The organism is Sphingomonas sp. UNC305MFCol5.2 (assembly GCF_000712135.1).
Classification (GTDB): domain Bacteria; phylum Pseudomonadota; class Alphaproteobacteria; order Sphingomonadales; family Sphingomonadaceae; genus Sphingomonas.
Map to the genome: position 1 here is coordinate 65,737 of NZ_JOOE01000001.1, position 18,966 is coordinate 84,702.

The 18,966-nt window shown below is 66.0% G+C and carries 16 protein-coding genes; 9 read left to right on the forward strand and 7 right to left on the reverse strand.

From position 1 onward, the window contains the following. Window positions 1–60 precede the first annotated feature (60 nt). Both BR78_RS0100305 and BR78_RS0100310 read left to right on the forward strand, forming a co-directional pair. Complete coding sequence (locus BR78_RS0100305; RefSeq protein ID WP_156022166.1) at window positions 61–1,596, forward strand: tetratricopeptide repeat protein; 1,536 nt, start codon at window positions 61–63, stop codon at window positions 1,594–1,596. Beyond that, the gene (locus BR78_RS0100310) at window positions 1,596–2,402 is read left to right on the forward strand and encodes a 4-(cytidine 5'-diphospho)-2-C-methyl-D-erythritol kinase (RefSeq protein ID WP_029934151.1); all 807 of its coding nucleotides are present in this window, start codon (window positions 1,596–1,598) and stop codon (window positions 2,400–2,402) included. Before BR78_RS0100305 ends, BR78_RS0100310 begins: the two co-directional genes overlap by 1 nt. A 52-nt stretch (window positions 2,403–2,454) precedes the next feature. Here the strand turns inward: BR78_RS0100310 and BR78_RS20725 are convergent, their stop codons facing one another. After that, window positions 2,455–3,000, reverse strand: coding sequence for a 2OG-Fe(II) oxygenase (locus BR78_RS20725; RefSeq protein WP_051683133.1), 546 nt, complete (start codon window positions 2,998–3,000; stop codon window positions 2,455–2,457). Window positions 3,001–3,161: 161 nt separating this feature from the next. Between BR78_RS20725 and recA the strand changes: the two genes are divergently transcribed. Together recA and BR78_RS0100325 are read left to right on the forward strand one after the other, a co-directional pair. Beyond that, window positions 3,162–4,232 (forward strand): recombinase RecA, encoded by a 1,071-nt coding sequence (gene recA, locus BR78_RS0100320; RefSeq protein WP_029934155.1) that lies wholly within the window; start codon window positions 3,162–3,164, stop codon window positions 4,230–4,232. A gap of 198 nt (window positions 4,233–4,430) precedes the next feature. Further along, on the forward strand, window positions 4,431–5,054 hold the full coding sequence (locus tag BR78_RS0100325) for a glutathione S-transferase family protein (RefSeq protein WP_029934157.1): 624 nt from the start codon (window positions 4,431–4,433) through the stop codon (window positions 5,052–5,054). Window positions 5,055–5,455: 401 nt separating this feature from the next. Here BR78_RS0100325 and BR78_RS0100330 read toward each other — a convergent pair whose 3' ends face one another. Further along, complete coding sequence (locus BR78_RS0100330; RefSeq protein ID WP_029934159.1) at window positions 5,456–6,781, reverse strand: dicarboxylate/amino acid:cation symporter; 1,326 nt, start codon at window positions 6,779–6,781, stop codon at window positions 5,456–5,458. 100 nt (window positions 6,782–6,881) lie between these two features. Here BR78_RS0100330 and BR78_RS0100335 point away from each other — a divergent pair, with 100 nt between their 5' ends. Genes BR78_RS0100335 through alaS form a run of 3 tightly spaced genes read left to right on the forward strand, consistent with a single transcriptional unit; the run spans window position 6,882 to window position 11,707 of the window. Next, a complete protein-coding gene (locus tag BR78_RS0100335) occupies window positions 6,882–8,147 on the forward strand; it encodes a M24 family metallopeptidase (protein WP_029934164.1) in 1,266 nt (421 codons plus the stop codon). Next, window positions 8,144–9,037, forward strand: coding sequence for a diacylglycerol/lipid kinase family protein (locus BR78_RS0100340; protein ID WP_197021246.1), 894 nt, complete (start codon window positions 8,144–8,146; stop codon window positions 9,035–9,037). The genes BR78_RS0100335 and BR78_RS0100340 overlap by 4 nt, the downstream gene beginning before the upstream one ends. Before the next feature lie 18 nt (window positions 9,038–9,055). After that, complete coding sequence (alaS, locus tag BR78_RS0100345) at window positions 9,056–11,707, forward strand: alanine--tRNA ligase (RefSeq protein ID WP_029934168.1); 2,652 nt, start codon at window positions 9,056–9,058, stop codon at window positions 11,705–11,707. 26 nt (window positions 11,708–11,733) lie between these two features. Here alaS and BR78_RS0100350 read toward each other — a convergent pair whose 3' ends face one another. The 5 genes from BR78_RS0100350 to BR78_RS0100370 form a co-directional block, all read right to left on the reverse strand. Beyond that, complete coding sequence (locus BR78_RS0100350; protein WP_029934169.1) at window positions 11,734–12,249, reverse strand: hypothetical protein; 516 nt, start codon at window positions 12,247–12,249, stop codon at window positions 11,734–11,736. A gap of 72 nt (window positions 12,250–12,321) precedes the next feature. Next, window positions 12,322–12,849 (reverse strand): hypothetical protein, encoded by a 528-nt coding sequence (locus BR78_RS0100355; protein WP_029934170.1) that lies wholly within the window; start codon window positions 12,847–12,849, stop codon window positions 12,322–12,324. A gap of 63 nt (window positions 12,850–12,912) precedes the next feature. Continuing rightward, the gene (locus tag BR78_RS0100360; RefSeq protein WP_029934171.1) at window positions 12,913–14,685 is read right to left on the reverse strand and encodes a cation:proton antiporter domain-containing protein; all 1,773 of its coding nucleotides are present in this window, start codon (window positions 14,683–14,685) and stop codon (window positions 12,913–12,915) included. 41 nt (window positions 14,686–14,726) lie between these two features. Then, on the reverse strand, window positions 14,727–15,947 hold the full coding sequence (locus tag BR78_RS0100365; protein WP_029934173.1) for an NADP-dependent isocitrate dehydrogenase: 1,221 nt from the start codon (window positions 15,945–15,947) through the stop codon (window positions 14,727–14,729). Between the two features lie 78 nt (window positions 15,948–16,025). Further along, a complete protein-coding gene (locus BR78_RS0100370; protein WP_029934174.1) occupies window positions 16,026–16,646 on the reverse strand; it encodes a class I SAM-dependent methyltransferase in 621 nt (206 codons plus the stop codon). A 430-nt stretch (window positions 16,647–17,076) separates the two neighbouring features. On the opposite strand from BR78_RS0100370, the gene BR78_RS0100375 reads away from it, so the two are divergent. Both BR78_RS0100375 and pssA read left to right on the forward strand, forming a co-directional pair. Further along, window positions 17,077–17,805: a phosphatidylserine decarboxylase gene (locus tag BR78_RS0100375; RefSeq protein ID WP_029934175.1), complete on the forward strand. Its 729-nt coding sequence runs from the start codon at window positions 17,077–17,079 to the stop codon at window positions 17,803–17,805. Then, the gene (gene pssA, locus BR78_RS0100380) at window positions 17,802–18,626 is read left to right on the forward strand and encodes a CDP-diacylglycerol--serine O-phosphatidyltransferase (protein ID WP_051683135.1); all 825 of its coding nucleotides are present in this window, start codon (window positions 17,802–17,804) and stop codon (window positions 18,624–18,626) included. The genes BR78_RS0100375 and pssA overlap by 4 nt, the downstream gene beginning before the upstream one ends. The last annotated feature ends 340 nt before the right edge of the window (window positions 18,627–18,966 follow it).

Sequence of the window (18,966 nt, forward strand, 5' to 3'; positions counted from 1 at the left end):
CTCGGCCTGGCGCTGCTCCTCGCCGGAGCGCCGCTCGCATATGCCGCGCCCGACAACATTGTGCCGGATCCCACCGCTTATGTCCGCGCCCGCGCCGCCGATGCGGAGGGTGCGGCGCAGGCCGCCGCCGCGGGCTATGCCGAGGCGCTGGCCGCCGCGCCCGACGACGAGGTCGTCGCGCTGCGGGCCTATCGTCAGGCACTTGCCGCGGGCGATTATGTCCTCGCAAGCCGCGCCGGCGCGGTCCTGGTCAAGGCCGGGGTCGCGCCGCCCGACGCGGCAGTGCTCGCCTTCGCGATCGCGCTCAAGAGCCGCGACGCCGCCGGCGCCCGGCGCGCGGCCGATCTTCTCAGCAAGGGGCCGTTCGATTTCCTCGCACCGTCGCTTCGCGCATGGCTCGCCTTCGATCGCGGCGAGGATGCCGTCGCCTTGCTCGATGCCGCGCCCGGCGACGCGCTCGCGCGCCGCTACACCCAGCGCCACCGCATGCTGCTGCTGATCGCCTCGAAGCGCACCCATGAGGCAATGGCCGCGATCGCCGCCGAACTCGCAACCAACGACAGCGAGGATGCCCGGATCGACGCGGCGACATTGCTGGGCGAGACCGGCGCGCGCGATTCCGCGCGCCAGCTGCTCGCGGGCGATCGCCCCGAATATGAGCGCCTGCGCAAGCGGCTCGGCAAGCGCGACAAGCCCGATGCCGCGTTCGGCGCCTCGCGGATGTTCCTCGAGCTCGCGGTCGAGATCGCCGGCGAAGACATGGAGTCCCTATCGGTCGTCCTCACCCGTGCCGCTCTGCTGCTCGATCCCGGGGAGGACCGCGCCCGCCTGTTCCTCGCCGAGGCGCTGTCGCGGGGCGGCTCGCACGATCTCGCGCTCGGCGTGCTGGCGGACGTGAACAAGGACAGCCCGTTCGTACGCGGCGCGGCGGCGGGCCGCGTGGCGGTGTTGCGCCGCGCCGGCCGCACCGACGAGGCGCTGGCGCTAGCCGAAACGCTGGCCGGCGGCGCACAGGCGACCAGTGCCGACAGCGAGACCTATGGCGACCTGCTCGTCGATCAGGGCCGCTTCGATCTCGCCGCCGCGGCCTATGGCGCAGCGATCGCGCGTGAGGGCGGTGAGGATAATTGGCTGCTCCACTATCTCCACGGCCGCGCGCTCGACCGCGCCGGCCGCTGGAGCGAAGCCTTGCCCGCGCTCCGGCGCGCAGTGGCATTGGGCCCCGATCAGGCGTCCGCGCTCAAATATCTGGGCTATGCCCAGGTCGCGAGGGGCGAGAACATCGCCGAGGCGCAGGGGCTGCTCGAACGCGCGCGTTCGCTCAAGCCCGACGATGCCGAGATCGCCGATTCGCTCGCCTGGGCGTGGTATCAGAGCGGCGACGTCGCGAAGGCGCTGCCCTTGCTCGAACGCGCCGTGCAGGGCGATCCCGCGGCGGCGCGGGCCAACGAGCATCTCGGCGACGCCTATTGGCGGCTGGGGCGGCATTACGAGGCGCGCTATGCGTGGCGCGCCGCCGCGCTCACTGCCGAAAACGACGCGACCGCGCGGCTCGACGCCAAGCTCGCGCACGGATTGAAGCCCCGGCCAAACTGATGCTGACCGAGATCGCGCGCGCCAAGCTCAACCTGGCGCTCCACGTCCGCGCCCGCCGTCCCGACGGCTATCACGAGCTCGAAACCCTGTTCGCGTTCGTCGAATATGGCGACGTGCTGCGTATCGCTCCCGCCGGAGCATCCGAATTCCGCATCACCGGTCCATTCGCCGATAGGCTGGCGGGGGAGGGCGACAATCTAGTCACTCGCGCCGCGACACGTTTCGCCGAGGCATTCGGCGGCGGTGCCCACGCGATCGAGCTCGAAAAGCACCTGCCGGTCGCCTCCGGCATCGGCGGCGGCTCGGCGGACGCGGCGGCGACCTTACGTGCACTGGCGAGGCTGCACGACGTGGCGCTCGACGATCCCCGGCTCTTCGCGATCGCCGACGGTCTCGGTTCGGACGTCCCCGCCTGCCTGCTCGGCAAGACCGCATTGGGCAAGGGCAGGGGGGAGCAGCTTCAGCCGGTCCCCGGCATGCCGGGCACGCCGGTCCTGCTGGTGAATCCGGGGGTGGCGGTTTCCACCGCCGAAGTCTTCCGCCGCTGGGACGGTATGGATCGCGGACCGCTGGGCCCGGACCCGCTTGCCGGCCGCAACGACCTCGAAGCGCCAGCCCGCGAAATCGCCCCGGTGATCGGCGAAGTTCTGGCGCTGCTCGCCGCCCAGCCAGGCGTCACGCTCGCCCGCATGTCAGGCTCCGGCGCCACCTGCTTCGCGCTGTTCGAAGCGATCGAGGCGTGTGCTGATGCAGCGAGAGCGGTCCAGCGCCCGCATTGGTGGAGCGTCGAAACGCGGTTGGCCTAAGGCGGATTCCTCGGAAGACTCCCCTCCCTGCAAGGGAGGGAGTGATCAGATCTCAGCCCCGCATCCCCGTCCACGCGACCAGCGCATGCCGCACCCCCCGCGTCACCGGCGTGACCCGATGGATCATCCGCGACCGGAACAGCCGCGCCCCGCCACGCGGCAGTGTCCGTGCCGGCCCCATCGTCGGCATGATCTCCAGCACCCCGCCGTCATAATCGCCGGCCTCCGACAGCTCGACCGAAGCGGAGATCCGCCGCTCCTCATAGCGGTCGGTCCCGGCATCCGAATGCCAGGTCTGGAAATGTGCCCCCACGCCGTAGCGAACGAACTGGATGTCCTCGAACACCGGATCCACTTCGGTCTCGAATCGCGTCCCGGCCTCGGCGAACAGTGCGTCGAGCCGGTCGTAGATCCACGCCGTCTCGGGGCCGCGCGGCCAGTAGCAGCGCTCGGCCTGCCGCGTCCGCGTATCGACGTGATCCGCGACGCCGCTCCACACCGTCGCCGGTTCGAGATTGCTCCGCGCCGCCAGCGCCACGATCGTCTCGCATTCGGCGGTGCTGAACGCCTCGGGAAAATCGAGAAAGGACAGGGCCATATCCCTGGCTAGGACGACGCGTGCCGGGAAACAATAGCGCTCCGTCGGTCTCGTTTCGGCAGTACGAAGTTCCCCTCTTGTTCTATGAGAACAAATGCCGTACATGCCGCACACGCAAGGTTGAATGCGGCAGTCAAACGCTCTAGCGACGGGGATATAAAATGGCAGCTTCCCTCAAGGTGATCGACGGCAACATGGCAGTATCCACGGACAAGCAGAAGGCGCTCGACGCCGCACTGGCGCAGATCGATCGCGCCTTCGGCAAGGGCAGCGCGATGCGCCTGGGCTCGAAGGAGACGATGCAGGTCGAGGCGATCTCGACCGGCTCGCTCGGGCTCGATATCGCATTGGGCGTCGGCGGCCTCCCGCGTGGCCGCGTCATCGAAGTCTATGGCCCCGAAAGCTCGGGCAAGACCACGCTCGCGCTCCATGTCATTGCCGAGGCGCAGCGCACCGGCGGCACCGCGGCGTTCGTCGATGCCGAGCACGCGCTCGATCCGGTTTACGCCAAGAAGCTCGGGGTCAATATCGACGAATTGATCGTCTCGCAGCCCGATACCGGCGAGCAGGCGCTCGAGATCGTCGATACTCTGGTCCGCTCGAACGCGATCGACGTGCTGGTGGTCGATTCGGTCGCGGCTTTGGTGCCTCGCGCCGAGATCGAAGGCGAGATGGGCGACAGCCATGTCGGCCTCCAGGCCCGCCTGATGTCGCAGAGCCTGCGCAAGCTCACCGGCTCGATCAGCCGCTCGCGTTGCATGGTGATCTTCATCAACCAGCTCCGCATGAAGATCGGCGTGATGTACGGCAATCCGGAGACCACCACCGGCGGCAACGCGCTCAAATTCTATGCCTCGGTCCGCCTCGACATCCGCCGCACTGGCCAGATCAAGGATCGCGACGAGATCATCGGCAACGCCACGCGCGTCAAGGTCGTCAAGAACAAGGTCGCGCCGCCGTTCAAGCAGGTCGAGTTCGACATCATGTACGGGCAGGGCATCTCGAAGATCGGCGAGATTCTCGATCTCGGGGTCAAGGCAGGGCTCGTCGAGAAGTCGGGCGCGTGGTTCAGCTATGACAGCGTCCGCATCGGCCAGGGGCGCGAGAATTCGAAGACTTTCCTCAAGGAGAATCCCGAACTCTGCACTCGGCTCGAAGCCGCGATCCGCAACCGCACCGATCAGGTCGCCGAAGGGCTGATGGCCGGTCCGGACCCCGAGGACGACATCTGATCGGAATGCGCTTACGCCTAACCTTTACTAACTTTTCGACCGCGCCGGCGTGAATCGCGCCGGCGGCGGTCACGGGCTCAGCCCATCGGAAGACCCGGCGCATTGCCCTGCGCCGGGTCTTTCCGTTTGTTGCGTTCCGGCGCAACGTTCGTTCACGATTCGCGGGAAAAGTGCGAAGTTAAGGGAAGCAAATCCAACATGATCACCGTCCACCATCTCGAGAATTCGCGCTCGCAGCGCGTCCTCTGGCTGCTCGAGGAGCTGGGCCTTCCCTACACGATCAAGCGCTACGAGCGGAACAAGGCGACGATGCTCGCCCCGCCTGAACTCTTGCAGGTTCACCCGCTCGGCAAGTCGCCGGTGATCGACGATGACGGTCTAGTGCTCGCCGAGACGGGGGCGATCGTCGAATATCTGGTCGAAAAGGCCGATGGCCGCCTCGGGGCGCCCGCGCATCGCGACGATGCGCTGCGCTACCGCCACTTCCTCCATTATGCCGAGGGCTCGCTGATGCCGCCGCTGCTGGTCAAGCTGGTGTTGAGCCGTGTGCCGCTGCTCGGCAAGGTGGCGCAGAAGAAGTTCCAGCCGATGATCGACGTGCATCTCGATTATGTCGAGGCCGAGCTCGCGGCGCGTCCGTGGTTCGCCGGCAAGGATTTCACCGCCGCCGACGTGATGATGAGCTTCCCGCTCGAAGCCGCCGTCAGCCGCGCTGACGCCACCGAAGGCCGCCCGCACATCGCCGCGTGGCTCCAGAAGATCCACGCGAGGCCCGCCTATCAGGCGGCGCTGAAAGCCGGCGGGGCTTACGCTTATGCCTGATCAGACAGGCATGGGCAGGTTCGGCTCTGGAGCTATTTCTCGTCATCCCGGATGTTAGGCTTTCCCGGAAAACCGCAGGTTTTACGCTGGAAAGCCTTACAGTCCGGGATCCACTTCTCCGCTGGATACTTGCCTCACGGTGGATCCCGGACAGCTCGATTTTCTGATCAAATCGGAGATTTGAAGAAAATCGGCTTCCGGGATGACAGAATTGGCGCCGGTCCGAAGACGGGAACAGCGCCCACCTTGCAATGTAGGATTTGGTCTGCTTGGCTCAACAAGCCGGAAACCCGGCCGCTCTTTGACCTGGTCGACACCCTGCAGTCGCGAAAACCCGCGCAATAAAGTTACGAGATCAACTGCGTTTCCACCAACTGAGTCAATTTAAGCCCCCGCAGCCTTCAGTGCTTGCCGTAATCCTTGAACCGGTCCTCGTCGCCGGGAACCGGGTGGGTTGGCAGCACGATCGCCTCGTCGGGATCCTGCGGCGGATCGAGCTGGCCCTCCCAGCGCGCCACCACCGTCGCCGCGACCGCGTTGCCGATCACGTTGGTCGCGGTGCGGCCCATGTCGAGGAAATGGTCGACCGCGAGGATCAGCAATATGCCCGCCTCGGGAATCTGGAAGTGCGACAGCGTTCCGGTGATCACCACCAGGCTGGCGCGCGGCACGCCGGCGATGCCCTTGCTGGTGATCATCAGCATCAGCAGCATCGTGATCATCGTCCCCCAGTCGAGGTGGATGCCGTAAGCCTGGGCGATGAAGATCGACGCGAACGTCATGTACATCATCGAGCCGTCGAGATTGAACGAATAGCCGAGCGGCAGCACGAAGCTCGCGATCCGCGGCGGCACGCCGAACTTGTCGAGCGCCTCCAGCGTCCGCGGATAAGCGGCCTCCGACGAAGCGGTCGAGAAGCCGAGCAGGATGGGATCGCGCAGATAGCGCAGCAGCTTGCCGGTACGCGGGCCGACGACCACGAAGCACGCGCCGAGCAGGACTGCCCAGAGGACGAAGAGGCCGATATAGAAGCTGGCCATGAAGAAGGCGAGGTCACCGACCACGCCGAGTCCGCGCGTCGCCAGCGTCCGCGCCACCGCACAGAACACCGCCACCGGTGCGAACAGCATGACATATCCGGTGACCGTCAGCATTACCGCGACCAGCGCCTCGAGGCCGCGGACCAGCGGAGCGCCTCTTTCGCCCACCGCCGCGAGCCCGACGCCGAAGAACAGCGAGAAGATCACCAGCTGGAGGATGTCGTTGGTCGCCATCGCGTCGATCGCCGATGTCGGCACGATGTGGATGAAGAATTTGGCGGCGTCGAAGCCCGAGCGGTCGACTCCGCTAGATGCCGCCGCGTCGGGCAGTGGCAGATTGAGGCCGACGCCCGGCTGGAGGAGGTTGACCAGCAACAGGCCCAGAGTCAGCGAGATGAGGCTGGCGGTGACGAACCAGAAGAACGCCTTGATGCCCACTCGGCCGATCGCGCCGGTGCCGCCCATATGCGCGATCCCGACCACCAGCGTCGAGACCACCAGGGGCGCGATGATCATCTTGATCAGATGGAGGAACATCTGGGTCGGGATGTCGAACCAGTAGCTGATCGCGGCGAGGCGTGCGGTTCCCTCGGCGGTGCCATCGTCATAGGCGACGTTCAGTCCCCAGCCGATCAGTCCGCCGAGCAGCAGCCCGGCCAGAATGAACCACGTCAGTCGCTTGCCCACGAAATTCCCCTAAGAAAGTTCGCGGCAGGGAAGGGGATTGTCGCGGCCGGGTCAAGCACCCTATCGCGGCCGTCCACGCAATTCTTGCCGGAGTCGTCCGATGTTGCACCGCCACAGCCTCAGCCGCCGAGCCCTGATCCGGGCGGCCGGCGCGGTGCCGCTGCTGGCGCTGCCGGGGGTGCTTGCCGCCGCCGATATCGACGTATCGGACCTGAAGGACATCACCATCGGCGCGCAGCCGATTGGTCCTGGGGAGCGCAAGGCGCGCATTGCCCGCGCCCAGGCGCTGATGCGGGCGAACCATATCGGCGCGGTGCTGATCGAGCCGGGATCGTCGCTGATCTATTTCACCGGGGTGCGCTGGAGCCGCAGCGAACGGCTGACCTGCGTCGTCCTCCCGGTCGAAGGCGAGCCCTGCATCGTCACCCCGTTCTTCGAAGAGCCCTCGGTGCGCGAAAGCCTGGCTATCCCCGCCGAGGTGCGGGTGTGGCAGGAGGATGAAGACCCGCTCGCCGTGGTCGCCGGTTTCCTCAAGGACCGCAAGCTGGCCGCGCGGCCGATCGGGGTCGAGGAGACGATGCGCTATTTCGCAGTCGACGGGCTCCAGCACGCGCTGCCGGTTGCGAAGATCGTCTCGGCCAACCCGGTGGTGCGTGGCTGCCGCATGATCAAGACCGCGCCGGAGCTCGCCTTGATGCAGCTCGCCACCGACGTCACGATTGCCGCCTATCGCTGGACATATCCCCGAATCACTGCGGGCATGACGCCGCAGGACATCGCCGCGCTGATGAGCGCGGCGACGCGCAAGCTCGGCGGCTCGAACGAGTGGAACCTCATCCTGCTCGGCGAGGCGGCCGCCTATCCGCATGGCAGCGGCAAGCCGCAAAAGGTCCTGCCCGGCGAAGTCGTGCTGATGGACTGCGGCTGCAGCGTCCAGGGCTATCAGTCCGACGTGTCCCGCAGCTTCGTCTTCGGCACGCCGAGCGCCGAGCAGCGCAAGGTCTGGGAGGTGGTGGCACGCGGCCAGCAGATCGCGCTCGAGGCGGCGAAGCTCGGCACCCCCGCCGGCGCCGTGGATGATGCGGTGCGCGGCTATTACACGTCGCTCGGCTATGGCCCCGACTACAAGCTCCCCGGTCTATCGCACCGCACCGGGCACGGGATCGGCATGGACGGCCACGAACCGGTCAATCTCGTCCGCGGCGAGAAGACCCGGCTCGCGCCCGGCATGTGTTTCTCGAACGAGCCCGGCATCTACATCCCCGGCAACTTCGGCGTCCGGCTCGAGGATTGCTTCCACATGACGGAAAGCGGCCCGAAATGGTTCAGCACGCCGCCGAAGTCGATCGATCGCCCGTTCGAGTGAGCGGACCCGTCCCCCTCCTGGTCAACCGCGGCGGCGGCGCCGCGGCGGCCCAGAGCGAGGCGCTGGAGGACGAGATCCGCAAGGCGTTCGCCGATGCCGGCATAAGCATCGACCTCCAGTTCTTCCCCGGCGAGGGGATGGCGGACGCGGTGGCGAAGGTCGCCGGCCGCAAGCTCGTTGTGATCGGCGGGGGTGACGGGACGCTTGGTAGTGCAGCGGGTGCGCTGGCGGAAGCGGGTTCCACGCTCGGCATCCTGCCATTGGGGACGCGGAACCATCTGGCCCGCGAGCTGGGCATTCCGCTCGAGCTTCCCGAAGCGGCGAAGCTCATCGCCGATGGTCCGCAGCGCCGCATCGATCTTGGCCGCGTCAATGGCCAGGTCTTCGTCAACAACGCGTCGATCGGTTTTTATCCCGATCTCGTCCAGCAGCGCGAAGGCATAAAGCTGCCCAGGAAGCTCGCCGCCATACTCGCGGCGGCGGCGGCGCTGCGGCGGATGCGGCATCGGCGGTTGCGGCTCACAATGCCGGGGGGAGAAGAGAACATAGTCACGCCGATGTTGTTTGTCGGGAACAACCGTTATGTGCTCGAGGCCGGCAGGCTCGGGCAGCGCGCGGCACTCGATGACGGCGTGCTCTCGGTCTATGCAGTCGCCTCGCGTCGCCGTCTGGCGCTGATCGGTTTCGCAATCCGCGCACTGATCGGCCGTACCGACCCCGACCGCGATTTCGCCGCGATCGGCGATGTCTCCGAGCTATGCGTCACCGGTCCGAAGCGATGCATCCATGTCGCGCTCGATGGCGAAGTGAAGTCGTTGGCCGTCCCGCTCGCCTTCACGCTCGATTCCAGGGCGCTCAGCGTCATCGCGCCGCTTGAGGAACCGACCTAGTTCCCCTACGTCGCACGCATGACGTCCACGAACGATATCCGCCGCAGCTTCCTCGACTATTTCGAAGGTCAGGGCCACGCCCGCGTGCCCAGCGCGCCGCTGGTGCCGCACAACGATCCGACCTTGATGTTCGTCAATGCGGGCATGGTGCCGTTCAAGAACGTCTTCACCGGGCTCGAGACTCGTCCCTATTCGACCGCGACCAGCTCGCAGAAGTGCGTCCGCGCCGGCGGCAAGCACAACGATCTCGACAATGTCGGCTACACCGCGCGCCACCACACATTCTTCGAGATGCTCGGCAATTTCTCGTTCGGCGACTATTTCAAGGAGCAGGCGATCACGCATGCGTGGACGCTGCTGACCAAGGAATGGGGCATTCCGGCGGAAAAGCTGACCGCCACCGTCTACTACACCGACGATCAGGCGTTTGACCTGTGGAAGAAGATCGCGGGGCTCCCCGAAAGCCGCATCATCCGCATCCCGACCAAGGACAATTTCTGGGCGATGGGATCCGACGGCCCGTGCGGGCCGTGCTCGGAGATCTTCTACGATCACGGCGATCACATTTATGGCGGCCCCCCGGGTTCGCCCGAAGAGGACGGCGACCGCTTCGTCGAGATCTGGAACCTCGTCTTCATGCAGTATCTGCAGGAGAATGACGTCCAGATCGGCGAATTGCCCAAGCCGAGCATCGATACCGGCATGGGTCTCGAGCGGGTCGCCGCAGTGCTTCAGGGCGTCCACGACAATTACGACACCGACACGTTCAAGGCACTGATCGCCGAGAGCGGTGCGCTGACCGGCGCCTCGACCACCGGCGACAATCAGGCCAGCCACCGCGTGATCGCCGATCACCTGCGCGCATCGGGCTTCCTGGTCGCCGACGGCGTGCTGCCAGCGAACGAGGGCCGCGGCTACGTCCTGCGCCGCATCATGCGCCGCGCGATGCGCCACGCGCATCTGCTCGGCGCCAAGGATCCGCTGATGCACCGCATGGTGCCGAGCCTCGTCGCCGAGATGGGCGCGGCCTATCCCGAACTCGTCCGGGCCCAGCCGCTGATCGAGGCGACCTTGCTGCAGGAGGAGACTCGCTTCCGCCAGACGCTCGCCAATGGATTGCGCCTGCTCGACGAAGCGACCAAGGGACTAACCGAGGGCGACACGCTTCCCGGCGAAACCGCGTTCAAGCTCTACGATACCTTCGGCTTCCCATACGACCTGACCGAGGACGCCTTGCGTGCAGACGGCATCTCGGTCGATCGTGCCGGCTTCGACACGGCGATGGCCGAGCAGAAGCGTGCCGCGCGTGCCGCATGGAAGGGATCGGGCGACAAGGCTTCGGACGAAGTCTGGTACGACATCGCCGACGAACTCGGCGGCACCGAATTCACCGGCTACAGCGGCACCGAAGGCGAAGGGCAGGTCGTTGCGATCGTCAAGGAAGGCGCGCGCGTCGACAAGGCCAGTGTCGGCGACAGCGTCACCGTCCTGACCAACCAGACGCCCTTCTACGGCGAATCGGGCGGCCAGATGGGCGACGCCGGCACGATCACCAACGACCAGCTACGCGCGGTGGTGGAGGACACCTCCAAACCGCTCGGCCGCCTCCACGCGCACCACGCGAAGATCGAGAGCGGCGAGCTTTCGGTCGGCGATACCGTCAAGCTTTCGGTCGATGCCGCGCGCCGTGACCAGATCCGCGCCAACCACTCGGCCACGCACTTGCTGCACGCGGCATTGCGCAAGCGGCTTGGCGGCCATGTCACGCAAAAGGGCAGCCTCGTCGCCCCCGATCGCCTGCGCTTCGACTTCTCGCACCCCTCGGCGCTTACTCCGCAGGAGATCGCCGAGATCGAAGCCGATGTGAATGCGCAGATCCGCCACAATGAGAGCGTCGGCACCCGGCTGATGACTCCCGAAGACGCGATCGCCGCAGGTGCGATGGCGCTGTTCGGCGAGAAATATGGCGACGAGGTCCGCGTGCTCTCGATGGGTCGCGGTGACGAGCAGCATTATTCGGTCGAATTGTGTGGCGGCACGCATGTCAACGCGACCGGTGACATTGCGATCTTCAAGATCGTCTCGGAAAGCGCCGTCTCGTCGGGCATCCGCCGCATCGAGGCGCTGACCGGCGAAGCCGCGCGCCAATGGCTCAACGCGCGCGACGAACGGCTGAAGGAAGCGGCCGCGGCGCTCAAATCCTCGCCCGATGAAGTGCCGGCGCGCGTGGCCGCGCTGGTCGAGGAACGTCGCCGGCTCGAGCGCGAGCTGGCCGATGCGAAGAAGGCGCTTGCGCTGGGCGGCGGCGGGGCTGCTGCTCCTGCGGGCCCTGAGCAGGTGAACGGGATCAACTTCGTCGGTCAGGTGCTCGATGGGCTCGATCCCAAGTCACTTCGCGGCGCTGTGGACGAAGCCAAAGCGCGAATCGGCAGCGGCGTCGTCGCGCTGGTTGCAGTGAATGACGGCCGCGCCTCGGTCGCGGTCGGCGTCAGCGACGGGCTCGATCTCAGCGCAGTGGATCTCGTCAAGACCGCGGTCGCGGTGCTGGGCGGGCAGGGCGGCGGCGGCCGCCCCGACATGGCCCAGGGCGGCGGTCCGGATGGGTCGAAGGGCGCTGACGCGATTGAAGCAGTCAAGGACGCGCTGGCGGAGGCCAAGGCCGCGGCCTGATCCTCGGCGCAAGCCGAGGGATCACTTCACAGCCCGAGCTTGTAGCCGTCCTCCGGTTTCACCCACGATACGCGCTGCGTCAGCTCGGGATGCGCGACGCCGTCCAGCGTCACTTCGGCCTTGAACGCTGCGCCGTCGGGCGTCTCGCGCGCGCAACCCATTTTGTCGAGCATCGGGGTGATCGATCCGACGATCTGTGTGCGGATCGCGGTCGCCATGGCTTCGTCGAGCGGCTTGCCGTCCATCTTGAACGCCGCGCCTTCGAAATCGGCCTTGCGGATCGGGCTGCACAATGCGCCGTCCTTCACCGTGCCCGGTGCTTTCACTTCCATCGTGATCAGCGGCTGCGGCGCGACGACGATCGTGGTGACCGATTCGAAGCTGCCGTCGGGGTTCACCTTGTAGCTGCTCAACCCCATGCAGGTCTTCTTCTCGACATTGGGACTGGCACATTGGAGCTTGCCAGCCCTCGCCGAGGCCAGCGGATCGGTGGCGGCTTGCGGCGCGTTGCTCGCCAGCAGGAGGAAGAACGCTTCGATCATCGGTCGGACTCCATCACGATCAGCCGAACATGCGATGCTGGCCGCGCTGCGGCAAGGCAATGGCGGAAGGGCTCAGCGCCCCACCGCATAACCCTCGCTGCGGGCGACCCAGGCGACCGGCTGCGTGAGTTCGGGGTGCGCGACGCCGTCCAGCGTCACGATCATGCGGGTCATGCCGTCTTCGGTGCGGTCCTGGGTGCAGCGCTTCTTGCCCTGCAGCGATTGCACCGAGTTGAGCACCTGCAGCCGCATCGCTTGGTCCGCATTGGGCGCCATCCGCTTGCCGTTGCTCAGCAGCATGCCGTTTTGAAAATCGCTGGTGCGAATCATCACGCAAACGCCGCCTTCCTCGATCCGGCCGAACGTCTTGTAGCGCAGCAGGATACCCGGATCGCTGGAGAAAAGGCCGGTCACCGTCGCGTCGAAGCTGCCATCGTCGGCCACCTGGTACCGGATGATCGCGCGGCAGGTGAGCCTGGCCGGATTGGGAGCCACGCAGCGGAGTTTGCCTTGGCGCGCCGGCGCCAGCGGGTCGGCGGGCGCGGGCGCGGGCGCGGATTGTCCCGCGAGCAGGCCGGCAAGCAACAGGGCAGCGATCATGGGCAATGCTCCTAAACTAGGGGCGTTGGATGCGCGCTCACGCGGCGCCCCGCAAGCCCCGCTCTATCCGGTCACGTCGCTCTGCCGTGCGCGCCGTAGCCGGGGCTCGCGATCGAGGTCCGATGCCGCCTTGATCGATTTGCGCATCTCGTCGCGCTTCTCGTGGATCGATGCGATCACCGGCCCCACCGCCATGCCGAGATCGACAAGCACCGCCTCGGAGAGCTGGAGCGAGCTTTCGAGCGTTTCGGGCACGGCGTCGGTCGCACCGGCCTTGTAGAGCTCCGCAGCATGATCGGCGTCGCGGGCGCGCGCGATGATCGGTAGATCGGGCACCCAGCTCCGCACGCGCTTGGTGAGGCGGACAGTGAGCACGGGATCGTCCATCGTCAGCACGAGCGCCCTGGCGTGACCCAGCTTGAGCTGATCGACGAGCTCGCTGCGCGTCACGTCGCCGAACAGCACCGTATAGCCCTCCTTCCGCGCCGCGTTGACGTTGTCGATATCGGCATCGACTCCGAGATAGGTCAGATTATGCCGCCGCAGCATGTCGGCGACGGTGCGTCCGACGCGGCCGAAGCCGATGACCACTGCGCCGGGGCTCGTCTCGTCCACTGCAATCGGTGCGGCATCGCTCTCCTGCTGCTCGATGAGGCGCGAGAAGAGCTGGCCGGCCTTGGCGAGCAGCGGCGTCGCGGTGAGGCCGATCGCGGTGACGGTAGTCCAGAAAGCCGCGGTCGGTGCCGAGATCAGCCCCGCCGCGCCCGCGACGCCGAGCACGATCAGCGTGGTTTCGGAGGGGCTGGCCATCAGCACGCCGGTCTCTGTCGCGGTGCCGGTGCGCGCGCCCGAAAGCTTGAGCAGTCCGGTGGTGACCGCGACCTTGACGACCATCACCATGACCGTCGAGCCCAGCAAAGGCGCCCAGTTGGTAAGCATGAACCCCAGATCGATCCGCATCCCCACGGTGATCAGGAACACGCCGAGCGCGAGGCCCTTGAACGGCGTGGTGATCGCTTCGACTTCACCGTGATATTCGGTCTCGGCGATCAGCAGCCCCGCGATCAGCGCGCCGACGATCGGCGAAAGGCCGGCGGCGGTGGTGGCGAGGCTCGCGGCGATCACCACGAGCAGGCTGGCGGCGAGGAAGAGCTCGGGACTCTTGGTACGCGCCGCCTGCGCGAACATGCGCGGCAACAGGAACCGACCGCCGACGAACAGGATCGCGACGGTCAATATGCCCATGCCGAGCGTGAGCAGCAGATTCTCTCCGCCATGGACTCCGGGTACGGGCGAGAGCGCGCCGAGCATGAAGATGATCGGAACCAGCGCCAGATCCTCGAACAGCAGCATCGCGAACGCCGCACGGCCCACTGCGCTGGTCGTGCCCGCGATCGGGATCACGAGGGCGGTCGACGAGAGCGCCAGCGCCAGCCCGAGCCCGATCGCCCCGCCGGTGCTGAGCCCGGTCAGATACAGCGCCGCGGCGAGGATCAGGCCCGCGCACGCCAGTTCCGCCGCACCCACCCCGAAAACGAGGGTACGCATCGCCCATAACCTTCGAAACGAGAGCTCGAGGCCGATCGAGAACAGCAGCAGGACGATACCGAATTCGGCGAACGGCTCGATCGAATGCGCGTCGGAGATGGTGAAATAGAAAAGCCAGGGGTTCTGGCTGACCAGCGAGCCGAGCCCGAAGGGGCCGACGAGCGCGCCGACCAGGATGAACCCGATCACCGGGCTGATCCGGAAGCGGGCGAAGGCGGGGATCACCAACCCCGCGGCACCGAGGATGACGAGTGTGTCGCTGAGGCCGGTGTTGTGGAGATCGAGCATGGGCGGCAGCCTAGCCGCCGCCCGTGCCGTTTGTCAGCCGCTTACTGCCAGCTGCCCATTTCGTTCTCGAGGTTGACGCGGATCGCCTCGAAGAACTGCTCGGTGGTCATCCACGCCTGATCAGGGCCGATCAGCAATGCGAGGTCCTTGGTCATCGCGCCGCTCTCGACGGTCTTGATGCAGACCTTCTCGAGCGTCTCGGCGAAGCGCGTCACTTCGGGGGTGTTGTCGAACTTGCCGCGATATTTCAGGCCGCCGGTCCAGGCGAAGATCGAGGCGATCGGGTTGGTCGAAGTCGCCTTGCCCTGCTGGTGCTGGCGATAGTGGCGGGTGACGGTGCCGTGTGCGGCCTCGGCCTCGATCGTCTTGCCGTCGGGCGACATCAGGACGGAGGTCATCAGGCCGAGCGAGCCGAAGCCCTGCGCGACCTGGTCCGACTGGACGTCGCCGTCATAATTCTTGCAGGCCCAGACGAACTCGCCGTGCCACTTGAGCGCCGATGCGACCATGTCGTCGATCAGGCGGTGCTCGTAGACGATGCCGGCGGCCTTGAACTGGTCCTTGAACTCGGCGTCGAACACGGCCTGGAAGATGTCCTTGAAGCGCCCGTCATAGGCCTTGAGGATCGTGTTCTTGGTGGAGAGATACAGCGGCCAGCCGCGGCCGAGCGAGTAGTTCATGCTGGCGCGGGCGAAATCGGTGATCGATTCGTCGAGATTGTACATGCCCATCGCGACGCCGGCGTCGGGGAAGTTGAACACTTCCTTCTCGATCGTCTCGCCGTTCTCGCCTTCCCACTTCATGGTGAGCTTGCCCTTGCCGGGCACCTTGAAGTCGGTCGCCTTGTATTGGTCGCCGAACGCATGGCGGCCGACGACGATCGGGCGGGTCCAGCCGGGGATCAGGCGCGGGACGTTCGAGATCACGATCGGCTCGCGGAAGATCACGCCGCCCAGGATGTTGCGGATGGTGCCGTTGGGCGACTTCCACATTTCCTTGAGGCCGAATTCCTCGACGCGCTGCTCGTCCGGAGTGATCGTCGCGCATTTCACGCCGACGCCGTACTGCTTGATCGCATTGGCCGAATCGATCGTGATCTGGTCGTTGGTCTCGTCGCGCTTCTCGACGCCGAGGTCGTAATATTTCAAGTCGATGTCGAGATAGGGAAGGATCAGGCGCTCGCGGATCCACTGCCAGATGATCCGCGTCATTTCGTCGCCGTCGATCTCCACGACCGGCGTTGCAACCTTGATCTTCGCCATGTGCTCGCTGTCCTCAGTTAGGGTTTGGGCGAGCGTCTAGGGACATGGGGAGGGGGGATCAAGCGCCGTTGGCGGCGCTCACTTCTTCCACGCCCACCAGAGCTGTGCGGGGGGCAGGTTCCACCATTCGACCGCGTGATCGATATGTTCCCAATAGGGCGTCAGGAAGTTCCGCACCTTGGGATTATATTGATAGACGAGGAACGCGCCGTCCTTGCGCAGGATGTCGTGCGTCGCATGTGCGATCGCGTCGCCCACGCCGGTCGGCAGCGTCGAGAAGGGCAGGCCCGAGGCGATGTAATCGGCGTGCTCGAAGCCATGATCGGCGATGATCCGCTTGATGTCGGCCGCCGAATCATTGACCGCGATGAAGCGCGGATCGTCGATCGTGTGCTTGAGATAGCGGATGAAATCCGGATTGGTGTCGATCACGATCAGCTTGGCATCGGGCGCGAGGCGCTCGAGAATCGGTCGGGTGAAGGTGCCTACGCCCGGTCCATATTCGACGAACAGCTTGCAATTGTCCCAATCGACCGGGCTGAGCATGTGCCGCACGAGCCGCTGCGACGAGGACGCGACTGCACCCACCATCACCGGGTGCTTGAAGAAGCCCTTGAGGAACATCACCCAGGGCGATGACACTCCGGCAGCGCGCATGCTGGCACGGCGGCGCTTTGCGGAGACGGTCGATGCGGGCATGGAAGTCCTTTGCAGCTTTCGTGGCAACCAGTGCGCACGCGCTTTCGCGAAAACGAACGAACATTCAAGCGCAGCAATTGCTTTAATCGGGGACAATCCGCCCCCGAACTCGAACAGTGTGGCGCGCAGATACACCACCAGCGGCGTCCCGCAAAGCCGATCTGCGACAATCGGATCAAGCGCGGGGGTGCCAGCGCCATTCCACCGTTTATCCGCAGTGCAGCCGGCATCCTACCCACTCATCGCCTGTTCGGACCTGTGGCCGGACTACAAGAAGCGAATCGTGCGGCACAATGTGACCGCGGCGGATCGGTATGGGCAAGCGGCGTTGTTGCATCCCTGCGGTCGCCGAGCCCTGGCAGAATTGAGCGGGACGGATAATCGCGGCGGCGTCTAGGAAAGCGCCGATCATGCCGCTACACCGCGCCGCATGGCATCACTCGACAAGCCTTCCGTCGGTACCTCGACCGTGAAGTGGCGCTTTCCCGATATTCACCCCGAAGGGCGCAAATATGTGCTGATCGCCGGCGCGATCGCGCTGGTCAGCCTGTTCGTCTGGGATTTCATCACCTGGCCGCTGGTGTTCCTGACGCTCGGCGTCGCGGCATTCTTTCGCGATCCGGTGCGGGTAACGCCGCAGGGCGAGGGGCTGATCGTCTCGCCCGCCGACGGACTGATCACGATGATCGAGCGCGTGACGTTGCCACCCGAGCTTTCGGGCCCGCACGCGCTGGGGGACGGGCCGATGCTGCGGGTGTCGGTGTTCATGAGCGTGTTCGACGTGCACATCAATCGTACCCCGATCACCGGCACGATCCGCCACGTCATCTATATCGCCGGCAAGTTCATGAACGCCGACTTCGACAAAGCCAGCGAAGAGAATGAGCGGCAGTACATCATCGTCGAGGACAAGAACGGGCTGCGGATCGGCTTCACTCAGATCGCAGGGCTCGTCGCGCGCCGGATCGTCAGCTTCGTCAAAGCGGGCGACATGGTGGTCGGCGGGCAGCGCGTCGGGCTGATCCGCTTCGGCAGCCGCGTCGACGTGTTCATTCCCGAAAATTATGGCGTCGAAGTCGCCCTTGGCCAGCGCGCCATTGCCGGCGAAACCATCCTCGCGCGCAAGGGCGCGACGCGCGCGACCGGCATCGCGCAATGAGGCCGCCCCGCGCGGGCAGGCTTCCCAGACGACCCAGGCGGCCGCGCCGCGAAGGCGGCATCCCGCTCCGCGCGGTGTTGCCGAACACGGTCACCGCGCTCGCGCTCTGCTCGGGGCTGACGGCGATTCGCTTCGCGATTCTCGGGAATTGGGAAGTCGCGGTGCTGCTGGTGCTGGCGGCGGCGGTGTTCGATGGGCTCGACGGCAAGATCGCCCGGCTGGTGCGCGCGGAGAGCCGATTCGGCGCCGAGCTCGACAGCCTGTCCGACGCGATTTCGTTCGGCGTGGCGCCGGCCTTGATCCTCTATCTCTGGTCGCTCAACGGGCTGGGCCGTTTCGGCTGGATGATCGCCTTGCTGCTCGCGCTCTTCTGTGCGCTGCGGCTTGCGCGGTTCAACGCCAATATCGATCAGGAACATCAGCCGCATAAGTCCGCCGGCTTCCTCACCGGCGTTCCCGCGCCGGCGGGCGCATTGCTGGCGATGACGCCGCTCTATCTGTGGCTGTGGACGGGGGAGGCGCTGCTTCGCACGCCTGTAGTGATCGCGGCGTGGACCGCGTTCATCGCGGTATTGCTGATATCCAGCATCGCCACCTTCGCGCCGGCCGTGCGGATCAAGCAGCGGATCCGGTTCGAGGCAGTGGTGCTGTTGGTGGTCTTCGTCGCGGCTCTGGTTTCGGCACCCTGGCCGACGCTGGCGCTGCTCGCGATCGCCTATCTGGCGACGATCCCGTTCAGCGTGCGCAGCTATCGCCGGGTCAGGCGGCTGCGCGCAGCGACGCCCGTGCCGACATCCGGGCCGGAACTTCCCTTACCGTAACCCGGCTGAGCCGCGAAGGCAGTGCGGGGAGCGTCGAAACGGGGCCGATCAATGCCTCGAAGCGATGAAGCTGGGGACGGATGCTGGCATATAGCGTCCAGGCTGCCGCGATGAAGGCCGAGCCGAACAGCAATCCAATGGCGATCCCAGTCATCAATCGACTCCCAATCCGCGCCCAAGCTGCGAGAATTCAGCGATTCCAACAACTTGGTACCGCAAGGCGTTCCATGCCCCGCTTCTGAACCCTTTATGTTCCGTTAACGTTCCATCGTCAATACGATGTTCGAAATTTGTTCCACTTGCATGCGCGCGGCAGTTCGGCTAAGCGCGCCGCCTCAAC

Bases quoted from the DNA above. Each gene is read 5' to 3' on its own strand.
- BR78_RS0100310 (WP_029934151.1), top strand. From the start codon at position 1,596: ATGCTGACCGAGATCGCGCGCGCCAAGCTCAACCTGGCGCTCCACGTC.
- BR78_RS20725 (WP_051683133.1), bottom strand. From the start codon at position 3,000: ATGGCCCTGTCCTTTCTCGATTTTCCCGAGGCGTTCAGCACCGCCGAA.
- recA (WP_029934155.1), top strand. From the start codon at position 3,162: ATGGCAGCTTCCCTCAAGGTGATCGACGGCAACATGGCAGTATCCACG.
- BR78_RS0100325 (WP_029934157.1), top strand. From the start codon at position 4,431: ATGATCACCGTCCACCATCTCGAGAATTCGCGCTCGCAGCGCGTCCTC.
- BR78_RS0100335 (WP_029934164.1), top strand. From the start codon at position 6,882: ATGTTGCACCGCCACAGCCTCAGCCGCCGAGCCCTGATCCGGGCGGCC.
- alaS (WP_029934168.1), top strand. From the start codon at position 9,056: ATGACGTCCACGAACGATATCCGCCGCAGCTTCCTCGACTATTTCGAA.
- BR78_RS0100350 (WP_029934169.1), bottom strand. From the start codon at position 12,249: ATGATCGAAGCGTTCTTCCTCCTGCTGGCGAGCAACGCGCCGCAAGCC.
- BR78_RS0100355 (WP_029934170.1), bottom strand. From the start codon at position 12,849: ATGATCGCTGCCCTGTTGCTTGCCGGCCTGCTCGCGGGACAATCCGCG.
- BR78_RS0100360 (WP_029934171.1), bottom strand. From the start codon at position 14,685: ATGCTCGATCTCCACAACACCGGCCTCAGCGACACACTCGTCATCCTC.
- BR78_RS0100365 (WP_029934173.1), bottom strand. From the start codon at position 15,947: ATGGCGAAGATCAAGGTTGCAACGCCGGTCGTGGAGATCGACGGCGAC.
- BR78_RS0100370 (WP_029934174.1), bottom strand. From the start codon at position 16,646: ATGCCCGCATCGACCGTCTCCGCAAAGCGCCGCCGTGCCAGCATGCGC.
- BR78_RS0100375 (WP_029934175.1), top strand. From the start codon at position 17,077: ATGGCATCACTCGACAAGCCTTCCGTCGGTACCTCGACCGTGAAGTGG.
- pssA (WP_051683135.1), top strand. From the start codon at position 17,802: ATGAGGCCGCCCCGCGCGGGCAGGCTTCCCAGACGACCCAGGCGGCCG.